The following is a 12,982-nucleotide window of genomic DNA, read 5'->3' as shown; positions in this document are numbered from 1 at the left end:
TGGTCTGTCCGGGGGGCGGGGAGAGGTCAGCCGTCGGCGGCCGTCACCGGCGACGCCTTCACCGCCCGTACGGACGCGGCCCCGCTACGGCTGCCCAGCCGGGCCGCCAGCGGGACGAGGGACACCGCGATCGCCCCGAGCAGGCCTGCCAGGGCGAATGCAGTGAAGCCCCAGCTCTCGTTGCCGCCCTGGGCGAGCGCGCCGCCCATCCACGGGCCGAGCACGGCACCCGTGCGCCCGACGCCCGTCACCCAGCCGAGGCCCGCTGCGCGTTCGCTGCCCCGGTAGACCGTGTTGGTGGCCGCGTACACCATCACCTGGGCGCTGAACAGCCAGACCCCGGTGAAGGCGACGACGACGTAGGTGATCCCCAGCGGCAGGTGCGACTTCAGCAGGAGTGCGCCCGCCGCGGTGAGGAGGAACCAGATCGCCGAGACCTTGACCGCGCCGAACCGGTCCGCCGTACGCCCGGCGATCAGCATGCCGACGATGCCGCCGGCGTTGATGACGAGCAGGAAGCTGACGGAGGAGGTGAGTCCGTAGCCGGAAGCCCGCATCAGCTGCGGCAGCCAGGTGGACACGCCGTACACGAGGAGCAGACCGCAGAACGAGGCCAGCCAGAGTAGGGGCGTCGCCCAGCGGGACTCCGGCCGGAACAGGGCCAGTACGGCGTCGAAGCGGCCCTTCGCTCCGGAGTCCGGGGCCTCGACGGCGGAGGGGCGGGGAATGCCGAACCGGTCGGCGACCGCGTCGGCCCGGTCACGCTCGCCGCGGGCGAGCAGCACACCGGGGGACTCGGGCAGCACCTTGTACAGCAGGGGCCCGACGATCACCGCGGGGAGCACGCCCGCCCAGAACACCCAGCGCCAGCCGGCCGAGGGCGCCACCGTCAGTCCGAGCCCCGTGGCTGCCATGCCGCCGAAGTGGTACGAGGTCATCAGTAGCCCGGTGGTCAGTGCGGCGCGCCGCGGCGGCGCGAACTCCATCACCATGGCCAGACACAGCGGCATGAGTCCGCCGAGGCCGAGGCCCGCGATGAAGCGGCCGGTTCCGAACAGCGCGGGGGAGCCGGCCGTCGCACAGACGGCGGAGCCGAGGGAGAAGAGCGTCACGCTCACGATGAGCACGGGCCGGCGGCCGAGCCAGTCGGTGATGTTCCCGGCGACGAGTGCGCCGATGAGCATGCCGAAGGTGGTCCAGCTTCCGATGGTGCCCGCACTGGCCGGGGTCAGCCCGAGGCCGGGGTCGTCGAGCATGTGCGGCATGACGGCGCCGTAGATGTTGACGTCCATACCGTCGAAGAAGACGGCGAGCCAGCAGAGGGCGAGGACGGGGAGCACGCTGCGGAGTGTGTGCGTCGGTCGTTCAGGGTCCGGGTTCCGCGCGCCCGGTGTACCGGTGGAAGTCATATGTGTCCCTGGATGCGAGCGAGATCGACTATGTTCGCCTGGTGAACTACATTTCACTGTTTGATTGCGATGAGTGTCGGGGCGAGGCGGGCGGGTGTCAATGCGCCGGCGGCGGGAGTTTGCCGTCCACCGGGCGAAGGGAGCTGAACACACGGCTGGGGCCCCGGAGTCCCGGGCTTCAGCCCGCGCGGGAGTGCTGGAAGCCTCGTAGATTGATCAGTGGGCAGGGCCATGGACCGCAGGAACGGGCAGGCGCGTGATGGCATGACTCTCGACTACGCAGCGCTGTTTGCCGCCACGCCCAGCCCCTACCTGGTGCTCGACACAGATTTCTTCATCGTCGACGTCAACCACGCATATCTTCAGGCCACGCTCCGCACGAGAGAAGAACTGGTCGGGCAGTACGTCTTCGATGCCTTTCCCGACAATCCCGCGGACCCCGAAGCCGACGGGGTGCCGAATCTCGAGTCGTCGCTCCACCGCGTCCTGAACTCCCGTAAGCCCGACTCGATGGCCCTGCAGAGGTATGACATCCCACTCACCGACAGGCCCGGTCTGTTCGAGGAGCGGTGGTGGTCCACGATCAACACCCCGGTCCTGAAGCCGAACGGCACCGTCGCATGGGTCATTCACCGGGTCGAGGACGTAACCGCCTTCATCCACGCGCGTCGCCCGGGCACAACCCACAGCACGGGGGGCGAGGAGATGGAAGCCGAGCTCTACGCGCGGGCACGCGAACTGCAGCGACTCAACGAAGAACTGCGCCAGGCACACGCCCGTGAACGCCACGTCGCGCTCGCTCTGCAGGAGGCCATGCTCCATGTACCCGATCTGAGCAAGCACACGGACATTGCGGTGCGCTATCTACCCGCCATTGGATCGCTGAACGTGTGCGGCGATTGGTACGACATCGTCGATCTTCCCGACGGCTGCTTCGCCGTAGCGGTCGGTGACGTGGTGGGCCACGGGCTGCAAGCCGCCACCGTCATGGGAATGCTCCGCAGCGCGTTGAGCGCCGCGGCCCGGGCGGTCGAAGGCCCGGCCAAAGCACTGGAAGTGCTGGGTCTCTACGCCCGTTCCGTCGACGGGGCACTGGCCGCCACCGCCGCCCAGGTGCTGATCGACACCGGTCGCCGCGTGATCACCTACAGCAGCGCCGGCCACCCACCGCCCATCCTGTTGCATCCGGACGGTGCCTGCGAGCTCCTGGACCAGGCCACCGACCCGCCGCTGGGCGCCCGACCCGCACACGCTCCCCGCCCCCAGAGCAGCCGCGCCTACATCTCCGACGCCACCCTCGTGCTCTACACCGACGGACTTGTCGAGCGCCGAGGCGAAGATATCGACATCGGCCTCGCCCGCCTCACCGATGCCCTGACCCACCACCGGCGACTCGGAGCGGAAGGCCTCGCTGACGCCGTTCTGGCCCGTCTCGACGTGAGTGGCGGGGCCCGCGACGACATCGCCCTTGTCATCGTCCGACTGTGACGCCCGCCGGCGTTGTGGCTGAGGGTGCCGTCCGCCAGGATCCCTTCCGGAGCGCCGCGCTCCGGCCTCCGGAGACCGTTGCCGGAGCCGAACCCGGTCGCGTTGGGTTCTCGCATCGCAATGGATATCGGTGCGGCGCATGATGGTGGACATGGCGAAGCCGACCATCCTGACCGTCGACGACGATCCGGGGGTGTCCCGAGCCATCGCCCGCGACCTCCGGCGCCGGTACGGCGAGCGGTATCGCGTGCTCCGCGCACCTTCGGGTAAAGAGGCATTGGAGGCTTTGCGGGAGGTCAAACTGCGAGGCGAGCCGCTCGCGGTGGTGATCGCCGACTACCGCATGCCGACGATGAACGGGGTGCAGTTCCTGGAAGCGGCCATGGACCTCTTCCCGCTGGCCAGACGGGTGCTTCTGACGGCGTACGCCGACACCGGCGCAGCCATTGATGCGATCAACATCGTCGATCTCGATCACTACCTGCTCAAGCCGTGGAGCCCGCCGGAGGAGAATCTCTATCCGGTGCTGGATGCGCTGCTGGAGGTGTGGGCGAGCGCGCCCGACCCGGAGGCGGGGGAGACACGGATCGTCGGCCACCGCTGGTCGGCGCCATCGTTCGCGGTGCGGGAATTCCTTGCCCGCAATCTTGTGCCCTACATCTGGATCGCCGCGGACGACCCCGAAGGCAGGCGGCTGCTGGATGCGGCCGGGCTCAGCGCCGACGACGTGCCGCTGGTGATCACGGCCGACGGCAAAGCCCTGCAGGCGCCGAGCGAGGCCGAGCTTGCCGCCCAGGTCGGGCTGAGCACCACCCCGGCCTCAGACTTCTACGACGTTGTCGTCATCGGCGCGGGCCCCGCAGGTCTCGGCGCCGCTGTATACGCGGCCTCCGAGGGGCTGCGCACGGTACTGGTGGAGCGGAGCGCAACCGGAGGGCAGGCCGGCCAGAGCAGCCGTATCGAGAACTACCTGGGTTTCCCCGACGGAGTGTCCGGGGCGCAGCTGACGGAACGCGCACGTCGGCAGGCCACCCGTTTCGGCGCCGAGATCCTCAGCGCCCGAGAAGTGGTGTCGCTCGAGGCGGCGGGGGCAGGCCGGGTGCTGCACTTCAGCGACGGGACCTCGATCGGGGCGCATACCGTCGTGCTGGCCACGGGGGTGTCGTACCGGCGGCTGAAGGGGCCGGGCCTTGATGAGTTCACCGGAGCGGGCGTCTTCTACGGCTCGGCCTCCTTCGAAGCAGCCAGCTGCACGGGGGAAGACGTGTACATCGTCGGCGGGGCCAACTCCGCCGGCCAGGCCGCCGTCTACTTCTCCCGCTACGCCGACCGCGTCCATCTCCTGGTCCGGGGAACCGACTTGACCCGGTCGATGTCGCACTACCTGGTACAGCAGATCGACGACATCGCCAGTATTCAGGTTCACCCGCACACCGAAGTGGCGGGCGGCGAGGGCGACAGGCATCTGCAGCGCCTGATACTGCGTGACAACCGCACGGGTGCCGTCACCACGACCGATGCCTCATGGCTCTTCGTCTTCATCGGCGCGGAACCGCCCACGCAATGGCTCGACGGTGTCGTCGCCCGTGACGAACGGGGTTTCGTGCTGACCGGTCCCGACCTGCTGTCCGGGGGAGCGCGTCCCGCGCGCTGGCCGCTGTCACGGGACCCCTACCATCTCGAGACCAGCGTGCCCGGTGTCTTTGCCGCCGGCGACGTACGGGCCGAATCGGTCAAACGGGTCGCATCCGCGGTGGGGGAGGGAGCCATGGCCGTCTCCCTGGTGCACCGTTACCTGGAGGCGCAATGAATACCCCGAGCCCGCGCGACAGGCTCAGCCCGGCCGAACTGCAGGCCCTGTTCCTCTTCGAGGCCCTCGACGACGAGCAACTGGCCTGGCTCGCCGAGCGCGGCCGCGTCGAGGCGCGACCCGGTGGAGCGCCCGTCTACTCTCAGGGCGAGGCCGCCACCTGTTTCTTCGTGCTTCTCAGTGGCACGGTCGCTCTCGTCCGCCGCCTCCACGGGGACGACATCGAGTTCGGTCGCACCGATCAGGTAGGTGTCTACAGCGGAGCCACTCAGGCCTACCTCGGGGACCGGGTGGACCAGGCCTACCTCAACACGCTGCAGGCCATCACGGACGTCGAACTCTTCGTGCTGCCCGCCGAAGAGTTCGCCCACGCGGTACGCACCTGGTTCCCCATGGCCCTGCATCTGCTCGAAGGCCTCTTCTTCGGCACCCGTGCCAGTAACACCATCATCGGCGAACGCGAACGCCTGGAGGCCCTCGGCTCGCTCACCGCCGGACTCACCCACGAGCTCAACAACCCCGCGGCGGCAGCCGTACGTGCCACCGACTCGCTGCGCGACCGGGTCACCAAGATGCGCCACAAGCTCGCCCTCATCGCCGACGGCCGTGTGGACGGCACCCGTCTGCACCACCTGGTCGAGATGCAGGACGCGGCCGTCCAGCGCGCCTCCAACGCCCCCAAGCTGTCGGCGATCGACGCCTCCGACGCCGAGGACGAAGTCACCGACTGGCTGGAGGACCACGACGTCGGCCGGCCCTGGGACATCGCCCCCACCCTGGTCGCCGGCGGCATCGACGCCTCATGGCTGTCCGAGGCGACCGACAGCCTGGGCGACGAGAACCGGCAGGCCGCGGTGGGATGGCTGACGTACACGATCGACACCGAGCTCCTGATGGGAGAGATCGAGGATGCCGTCAACCGCATCTTGGGTCTGGTGGATGCGGCACGCCAGTACTCCCAGCTCGACCGTGCCGCTCAGCAGCCCGTCGACGTCCATGAACTCCTCGACGCCACCGTGGTGATGCTGCAGGCCAAAATCCCCCCGGCCGTGCGGGTGGTGAAGGAGTACGACCGCAGCCTGCCGCCCATTCCGGCGTATGGCGCGGAGCTCAACCAGGTCTGGACGAACCTCATCGACAACGCACTCGGCGCGATGAACGGCAGCGGTACCCTCACGATTGCCACCTGGCGCGACGGCGACCGACTCTTCGTCGAGGTCCGCGACACCGGCTCCGGCATCCCGGCCGACATTCGCCCGCGGATCTTCGAGCCCTTCTTCACTACGAAGCCGGTGGGCGAGGGCACCGGTCTGGGCCTCGACATCTCCTACCGCATCGTGGTCAACAAGCACCATGGCGACATCAGAGTGGACTCGCAGCCGGGCGACACGAGATTCCGCGTCTGCCTGCCGATCACACCGCCCTCGAACCCCGAGGAACCGCCGCCCGGTGCTGCCGAGAACTCCCGAACCGAACCTGCCGTCCGGACAGGAGAGGTGCCCGCGTGAGAGAGGGATCCCCTGCCGGAACGGTCCTGCCCCGGACGCCCCGTCGTGTCGCCGTCACTTGCTTCGGCGGCGTGGGGGGTGCGGTGGGTCGGCGGGAGATCCAGAGTGGAGGTCGAGATGGCACGAGTTCTTTACACGGCGGAGGCAACCGTGACAGGCGGTCGCACAAGCGGCCATGGGCGCACAAATGACGGAGTCTTGGACGTCCAGCTCCGTGTGCCCAAAGAGATGGGCGGCGATGGGGGTGGCACGAACCCGGAGCAGCTCTTCGCAGTGGGTTGGGCGGCCTGCTTCGAGGGTGCACTCGGCGTGGTGGGTCGTCGCGAACGTATCGAGGCGGGCGACGTTTCGATCGACAGTCGCGTCAGCCTCCTTCCCACCGAGGATCGTGGTTTCAAGATCGCGGTGGAGCTCCATGTAACCCTGCCGCAGATTCAGGATCCCGAGCAGGCAGCGCGGATTGTCGCTGCCGCACATCAGGTGTGTCCGTACTCGAATGCCACACGGGGCAACATCGACGTCACGCTGACCGCCAACGGTCACGACGTCGGCTCGCTCGGGGGCGGGTGAGCCGACGTCGCAGAAGGTCCATCACCGCGCATTCACCCTGGCCGGGTGGATGGGCGGTGGCCGCGATGGTGTACAACTTCGTCAGCCCCGATGCCCCGCACCGGCATGAGCCACGCTGCGACCTCGACATGGCGAGCTACAGCATTGTGAAGACGGTCAAGGAGACGCCCGGGGACCCCGCGTCCGACTGGAGCTGGGAGCCGAAGGACTCGTTCCACGCGCTGGCTCGACACTACGGCCGGCTTCGGTGCTGACCGGAGCCGCGGCGGTGCTTTCGCCGGGCGTCGGCTGCGCGAGCACCTGATCCAGGCTCAGGGGCGATACGGACTCCCACCAGCAGTTCGCCGAGGGCTACTTCCTGCGCCGCGACGGCATGCAGTGGTTCTGGGACCAGTGCCTCGCCGACGAGGCCGATCGGGCGCAGATCACCGCCTCGCCGCTGCGAGCCAACCACCGAGCAGCTGGCCGGACTGCCTCCGGCGCTCGTCATCACCGGCGAGGCCGACGTCCTGCGCGACGAGGGAGAGGCGTACGCGAACAAGCTCCGCCAGGCAGGAGTCCCCGTCACCGCCACCCGCTACCAGGGCATCATCCACGACTTCGTCATGCTCGACGCCCTGCGCGGTACGCACGCCGCCGAGGCAGCCATCACCCAGGCGGTAGCCACGCTGCGCACCGCCCTGCACCCCGCGGGCTGAACGCACTCGCCGCTGCGCGCGGACCCTCCGGCATCCGCTGCCGGAAGGCGCACGCCCGCGCCCGGCGGGGCGGGTTGCAGTCGCAGCACAGCCAAGACGAACGACGTACGTCGCTGTGCCCGCCACGCCGGAAACGAGCGCTGGACGGCCATTCCATGGGCATGCGGTCTCCGGCGCCCGTCGTAGCGTCGCATCCTTCTGCTGGGCGGGGTCATGACCTGGCCGGCCCCGTGGGCTCCGCGACTCCGGCGGCGTCCGGCGTGACCTCTGCTGTCCCTCGGCCGGCCGACGCGGTCGAGCAACCCCGGGTCAAGCACGTCGTCTGTGACCGGCTCACCCCAGCCGCCCCACCCCGGTCCGAGCCGATCAGGCCTTGCTGAAGAGCTGTTCGAGGATGACAGCCACCCCGTCTTCCTCGTTCGACACGGTGTGCCGCCGCACCGCGGAGAGCACCGCAGGATGGGCGTTGGCCATGGCGAAGCCGGTGCCTGCCCATTGCAGGATGGCCAGGTCGTTCGGCATGTCGCCGAACGCGACCACCTCCGAGGAGTCGATTCCGCGCGCGGCGCACAGGGCAGCGAGGGTGCTTGCCTTACTGACACCCGGCGCGCTGATCTCCAGTAGACCCACCCCGCCCGAGTGGGTGAACTGTGCCACTCCGTCGGCCGACGCTTCCGCGGCTGCGAGCAGGAAGTCCGCATCGAGCTGCGCCGACCAGGCGAGCAGCTTGGTGATGGGTACATCGGTCAGCCACAGGTCCAGCAGGGACGCCACTGCCACCTCGGCGTCGGCGCCCCCGGGGAACCGAAGTCCGAACCCCGGCTCGTACAGAACCTGATGGCCGGTCTCCACGGCGTAGCCCAGTCCGGGTGCGGCTTCCGAGAGCACGGTGGCCACCTGGCGGGCGGCGGCTACCGGCAGGGCCCGTGTTTCGACGACGGTGCGCCCCGCGACGTCGTAGACGAGGGCACCGTTGCTGCACACCGCCGTTCCGACCAGGCCGGTCGCGGTGGTGAGCATGTCGACGAACCGGGGTGGCCGGGCGGTGACGAGGACGATCTCCGCACCGGCGTCGACGGCGCTGCGCAGGGCGCGCGCGGTGCGCTCCGAGAGAACGCCGCCGCGGCGCAGGAGTGTGCCGTCGAGATCGGTGGCGATCAACCGAGGAGGTTTCATCGCCCGATGTTACTGAACCGCCCGGCGCTCGGAACCGGAGCCCGAACTGGGCTGGAAAGATGGCGGCCGTACGCCAAGCTCAGTCCCGATACCGGACACGCCGCGATCGCGCTGCAGGACCGAGCGCAAATGGCCGGTGTGCTGCCGGGGTTGGAGGGTGATCCGAACGGATACCGGGCCCTGGTGGTGCTGCGGGTGGATGACCTGGACGCCGCGCACGCCGAGCTCGCCTCGCCGGGGGGCGGAGTTCACCCGGCACCCGGATCCGATGGGCGACCGGATGCGGTCGGGTAGCTGAAGGACCCGGAAGGGAAATCTGATCGAGCTTCAGGAATGGCTGGCGTTGCATGAGCGGGCCCACAACGCGCCTGCGTAGGAGGCGCAGCAGCTGGTGGTCACCTCAGGCGGCCCAGCATGCCGGGCGCGCCGTCGGCGCAGTGGGCGGTACCGGGACGTATCGTGCTCTGCCGACAGGCCAAACGCCCCCGCAGGAGGCCGAAGTGGATCGAAGAGAAGTCGCCGAGGTCCTGAACAAGCCGCTCGCGCTCGAGCTCATGTCCTCGGACATCCCGGCTCGGGTGGCTTACACCGGGCTGGACGGAGGGCCACGCGTCATCCCCCTCGGCTTCCTCTGGTCCGGCGCTGACATCGTCATCTGCACCCTGCCAAGTTCGTACAAGGTGCGGGCGCTCGCCGCCAACCCGAAGGTAGCGCTGAGCATCGACACGACCGGCCGGCAGCCACCGCATGCGCTGCTCGTCCGTGGCACGGCTGACACCGAACTTGTCGAAGGTATCCCCGCCGAGTTCCTGGAAGCAGGGAAGAAGTACGTCACCGACGAACAGTGGTCTGCATTCGAAGCCGAGGTGCGGTCGCTCTACAAGCAGATGGTCCGAATCGCCATTACCCCCGAGTGGGCGAAGCTCCTGGATTTCGAAACCACCATCCCCAGTGCTGTGGAGCGGTTGGTGCGTGAACGTGCCGAGGAACAGGGGGGCTGAGCGGGTGCAGCAATGGACGCCCCCACCACTCCTGGACTACGAAATTGCCCTGAGGCAGCGTCCGTTCGACTCACCGGCCCTTCTCTGTTCACCCAGGGCGGAGGCGGCCGACGGGCCGCGCGCCGGCTGAGAGATCAAGAGCGGGCAGGAGAGTGATGACGGTACCCCCGAGTCCAGTGGTTACATCCGCCTGGGTTGTCGAGCACCCCGGGCCGATCACGTCCGCCCCGCTGCGGTTTGTGGAGCGCGAGACTTCCGCGCCCGGCCCGAGCGAGCTGTTGCTGCGCGTGCGCACCTGCGGGGTGTGCAGGACCGACCTGCATCTGGCCGAGGGTGACCTGGCACCCCACAGGCCACGCTGCACGCCGGGCCACGAGGTCGTGGGCGAGGTGATCGCCGCGGGGTCCGCCGTTCAGAACTTCCGCGTCGGTGACCGGGCAGGGGCTGCCTGGCTGGCGGAAACCTGCGGGCAGTGCCACTACTGCCGTACCGGGCGGGAGAACCTGTGCCCCGACTCCCGCTATACCGGCTGGGACATCCACGGTGGCTTCGCCGACTACATGGTCGTGGATGCCCGATTTGCCTACGTTCTGCCGGAAGGGTGGGGTGACGAGGAAGCCGCGCCACTGCTGTGCGCGGGGATCATCGGCTATCGGGCGCTTCAGCGGGCCGACCTGCCGCGCGGCGGCCGGCTCGGTATCTACGGGTTCGGAGCCTCCGCGCATCTGACCGCCCAGCTCGCCATCGCGCGGGGTGCTGAGGTCCATGTCGTCACTCGGTCGCCACGTGCGCAGCGGCTGGCGCTGGAGCTCGGGGCGACGTCCGCCGGAGAGGGCGCACCCCCGCGGCCGCTGGAGGCCGCGATCCTGTTCGCCCCGGCCGGGCGCCTTGTGCCGGTGGCGCTCGAGGCGCTGGACCGCGGCGGCACACTCGCGATCGCCGGTATCCACCTGAGTGCCGTACCTCCGCTCGACTACGACCAGCATCTCTTTCAGGAGCGGACCGTGCGCAGCGTCACCGCCAACACCCGCGAGGACGGCCGTGCCTTCCTCGCCGAAGCAGCGCGGCTGCGGCCTACGGTGCGGGTCACGCGCTATCCGATGCGCAGGGCCGACCAAGCCCTGGAAGATCTGGCGGTCGGTCGCGTCACCGGAGTCGCGGTACTCGTCACGTCATGATCCACCGCTGTGCGGCCCGCCCGCTCGGGCACCGCCCAGTGGTCCGCGCAGCAGCATCTCGTCCTCCGGAGGAAAAGGGGCTCCCGAGTCGGGTCCGGAGTCGCAAAGCCTGACGGGTCCTTACCGATGTTGCGAGATACTCCGGGTTGGCGGCGCCGGGGTGTGGCCGGGCTGTGGGCCGTAGGCGGTCAAGAAGCGGTTGCGGAAGGAATCCATCCGCCAGACCGGGGCCTTCGGACCGGGTTTCAGGCCGTCCTGCCAGCCCCAGCCGGAAATCCGGTCCATGACGGCCGGGTCGTGGGCGACGATCGCGATGGGTACGTCCCGGCTGGCGTGGGCGCCGGTGACGATCGAGGCGGGCTGGTGGTCGCCGAGGAAGACGAGCACGGTGTTGTCGTTTCCGTACTTCTCCACGTAGGAGACGAGGCTGCTCACCGAGTATTCGATGGAACGCCGGTACTCGGTGCGCACCTGGTCGGCGTCCTTCCACACCTCTTTGGGGTCCTTGCCCTCCTTTTTGATGGCGTTGTACACGGAGCCGTCACCGAGCTTGTCCCAGCCGATCGTCTTGGGGATGGGCGCCCAGGGGTTGTGGCTGGAGACGAGGATGATCTCGCTCATCAACGGCTTGTTGCCCGGTTTGCCGTGCTCGAGGCGCTCGAAGGCCGAAAGGCTGTACTGGTCGGGGACGGGCGCCCAGCTGAACTTCGGGCCCTTGTATCCGAGCTCCCGAGAGTCGTAGACGTTGTCGAGGCCGTAGAACTGCCCCTCCGGCCAGGACCGGGTGACGCCCGGCATGATGCCCACCGTTCGCCAGGCGTTGGCGCGCTGGAAGGCGCCGGTGAGGGTCAAATGGTCGCTCGAGGTGACACTGCGGTAGCGCTGCTGGTTTTTGATCCACAGGCCTGACATGAAAGTGGAGTGCGCCAGCCAACTGCCACTGCCGAAAGTCGGCGAGGTGAGGAAGGCGCTCCGGGAGGAGAACCCGGCCGCGCGCAGCCGACTGGTCCCGTTTGCGAGCACCGCGCCGACCTGCGACGCCATCGCCGGGTCCTCGACCGCGCTGCGGCCGTAGCTCTCGATGAAGGCGAAGATGACGTCCTTGCCGCGCAGCCCGGTCAACAGCTGGTCGGCCGGGGTGTCGCTGAACTTGTCGACGCCGGCTTCCTTGGCGAACTCCTGCTCGTCCTTGATGCCGGCACGTACCGCCTGCGCGCGGTGCTGGGCGAGCTCGGCCGTGTTCCTGGAAGCGACCGGTACGCCGGCAATCTGCACGCCCAGCGCCACACAGGTGATCCATGCGGTCCCGAGTATCACTGTGGTGCGGGTCGCCATGGCACTGTGCCGCGCTATGAGGCGGCTCAGCCGGACGACCGCCAGCGTCATGAGGAGGAGCAGGGCGAGGACGAGGACCACGACCCCGATCACGGCACCGATTGCGCCGGCCGGGCCGACGGAGTCCTTGAGGAACGACTCGGCGTCGTCGAACAGTATCCAGTCGAGCACCAGGTCGAACGGCCGGTCGAGAACCCAGTAGAAGCCCATGTCGAGGAGGTTCAGGATGGTCACCAGGCCGAGGCCGACCCCGGCGAGGACCGCTCCCACCCGCCTCGCTTTCGGCGGCAGGACGAGCAGCACGGCAGCGCCGAAGATCCCCTCTACCGGGATGCGCGCGAACGCGCCGGGCGTGAGGCGGCCGAGTTCGTTCGGTACGAGGAGGGCGAAGAGCACAAGCACGGCGGCCAAGGCGGTGGTCACCCACGCCACGGCCTGTGCCGCGGCCGGGTGCTTGCCCCGCCAGCCGCCGTCTGCGACAGCCTCGTCCGGGTCGGCCCGGTCGTCCGGGGCGTCACTGGCGGCGTCATCTGCGGTGGCGTCCTCACGAACGCCGGTGCCGTCACTCGCGGTGGCGTTCTGACCCGCGACGGCATCGTCCGGCGTCAGGCCCTCCGCCATCTTGTCCGTATTCGGACGCCGACGAGGGCGCGTGAAGAGTGACAACCCGAAGGTCCTTCCATGCGAAGCCCGGTGGTGGCACGGCGGACCAGGCCTGGGAGCTCGGGGCCGCCCTTATCTGTACGGCCTGCCGGCGGCTTCCGTTCAATCACCGGTTCGCCCAAGCGGGAAGCGTACGCACCGGCGAG

10 protein-coding genes and 2 pseudogenes are annotated in these 12,982 nt (G+C 69.0%); 9 read left to right on the top strand and 3 right to left on the bottom strand.

Features of this window, described 5'->3' with window-relative positions; translation table 11 throughout:
* Positions 1-26 precede the first annotated feature (26 nt).
* Positions 27-1,340 (bottom strand): MFS transporter, encoded by a 1,314-nt coding sequence (locus tag AB0D12_RS32275; RefSeq protein WP_362690742.1) that lies wholly within the window; start codon positions 1,338-1,340, stop codon positions 27-29.
* Positions 1,341-1,673: 333 nt separating this feature from the next.
* Between AB0D12_RS32275 and AB0D12_RS32270 the strand changes: the two genes are divergently transcribed.
* From AB0D12_RS32270 to AB0D12_RS32245, 6 genes and pseudogenes are all read left to right on the top strand, one after another.
* A complete protein-coding gene (locus AB0D12_RS32270; RefSeq protein ID WP_362690739.1) occupies positions 1,674-2,897 on the top strand; it encodes a SpoIIE family protein phosphatase in 1,224 nt (407 codons plus the stop codon).
* A 151-nt stretch (positions 2,898-3,048) separates the two neighbouring features.
* Positions 3,049-4,707 (top strand): FAD-dependent oxidoreductase, encoded by a 1,659-nt coding sequence (locus AB0D12_RS32265; RefSeq protein WP_362690736.1) that lies wholly within the window; start codon positions 3,049-3,051, stop codon positions 4,705-4,707.
* On the top strand, positions 4,704-6,215 hold the full coding sequence (locus AB0D12_RS32260) for an ATP-binding protein (RefSeq protein WP_362690733.1): 1,512 nt from the start codon (positions 4,704-4,706) through the stop codon (positions 6,213-6,215). The genes AB0D12_RS32265 and AB0D12_RS32260 overlap by 4 nt, the downstream gene beginning before the upstream one ends.
* A gap of 117 nt (positions 6,216-6,332) precedes the next feature.
* On the top strand, positions 6,333-6,785 hold the full coding sequence (locus AB0D12_RS32255) for an organic hydroperoxide resistance protein (RefSeq protein ID WP_362690838.1): 453 nt from the start codon (positions 6,333-6,335) through the stop codon (positions 6,783-6,785).
* A gap of 56 nt (positions 6,786-6,841) precedes the next feature.
* On the top strand, positions 6,842-7,039 hold the full coding sequence (locus tag AB0D12_RS32250) for a hypothetical protein (protein WP_362690730.1): 198 nt from the start codon (positions 6,842-6,844) through the stop codon (positions 7,037-7,039).
* A 65-nt stretch (positions 7,040-7,104) separates the two neighbouring features.
* Positions 7,105-7,483: pseudogene (locus AB0D12_RS32245) on the top strand (alpha/beta hydrolase fold domain-containing protein); the annotation flags it as partial.
* A gap of 366 nt (positions 7,484-7,849) precedes the next feature.
* On the opposite strand, the gene AB0D12_RS32240 reads toward AB0D12_RS32245, so the two are convergent.
* The gene (locus AB0D12_RS32240) at positions 7,850-8,659 is read right to left on the bottom strand and encodes a Cof-type HAD-IIB family hydrolase (RefSeq protein WP_362690727.1); all 810 of its coding nucleotides are present in this window, start codon (positions 8,657-8,659) and stop codon (positions 7,850-7,852) included.
* 6 nt (positions 8,660-8,665) lie between these two features.
* Here AB0D12_RS32240 and AB0D12_RS32235 point away from each other — a divergent pair.
* From AB0D12_RS32235 to AB0D12_RS32225, 3 genes and pseudogenes are all read left to right on the top strand, one after another.
* Positions 8,666-8,957, top strand: a pseudogene (locus tag AB0D12_RS32235) (VOC family protein).
* A 202-nt stretch (positions 8,958-9,159) separates the two neighbouring features.
* Positions 9,160-9,660 (top strand): pyridoxamine 5'-phosphate oxidase family protein, encoded by a 501-nt coding sequence (locus AB0D12_RS32230; protein WP_362690725.1) that lies wholly within the window; start codon positions 9,160-9,162, stop codon positions 9,658-9,660.
* A gap of 155 nt (positions 9,661-9,815) precedes the next feature.
* Complete coding sequence (locus AB0D12_RS32225; RefSeq protein WP_362690723.1) at positions 9,816-10,838, top strand: zinc-dependent alcohol dehydrogenase family protein; 1,023 nt, start codon at positions 9,816-9,818, stop codon at positions 10,836-10,838.
* A gap of 120 nt (positions 10,839-10,958) precedes the next feature.
* On the opposite strand, the gene AB0D12_RS32220 is transcribed toward AB0D12_RS32225, so the two are convergent.
* Positions 10,959-12,794, bottom strand: coding sequence for a sulfatase (locus AB0D12_RS32220; RefSeq protein ID WP_362690721.1), 1,836 nt, complete (start codon positions 12,792-12,794; stop codon positions 10,959-10,961).
* Positions 12,795-12,982: the final 188 nt, after the last annotated feature.

The organism is Streptomyces sp. NPDC048479 (genome assembly GCF_040651435.1).
Lineage (GTDB): Bacteria > Actinomycetota > Actinomycetes > Streptomycetales > Streptomycetaceae > Streptomyces.
Note: the sequence above shows the minus strand (reverse complement) of the source record. Positions and strands in the feature narration are given on the sequence as shown.

Excerpts from the sequence above, each read along its gene's own strand:
- AB0D12_RS32260 (WP_362690733.1), top strand. The coding sequence starts at position 4,704 with ATGAATACCCCGAGCCCGCGCGACAGGCTCAGCCCGGCCGAACTGCAG.
- AB0D12_RS32240 (WP_362690727.1), bottom strand. The coding sequence starts at position 8,659 with ATGAAACCTCCTCGGTTGATCGCCACCGATCTCGACGGCACACTCCTG.
- AB0D12_RS32265 (WP_362690736.1), top strand. The coding sequence starts at position 3,049 with ATGGCGAAGCCGACCATCCTGACCGTCGACGACGATCCGGGGGTGTCC.
- AB0D12_RS32270 (WP_362690739.1), top strand. The coding sequence starts at position 1,674 with ATGACTCTCGACTACGCAGCGCTGTTTGCCGCCACGCCCAGCCCCTAC.
- AB0D12_RS32255 (WP_362690838.1), top strand. The coding sequence starts at position 6,333 with ATGGCACGAGTTCTTTACACGGCGGAGGCAACCGTGACAGGCGGTCGC.
- AB0D12_RS32225 (WP_362690723.1), top strand. The coding sequence starts at position 9,816 with ATGACGGTACCCCCGAGTCCAGTGGTTACATCCGCCTGGGTTGTCGAG.
- AB0D12_RS32220 (WP_362690721.1), bottom strand. The coding sequence starts at position 12,794 with ATGGCGGAGGGCCTGACGCCGGACGATGCCGTCGCGGGTCAGAACGCC.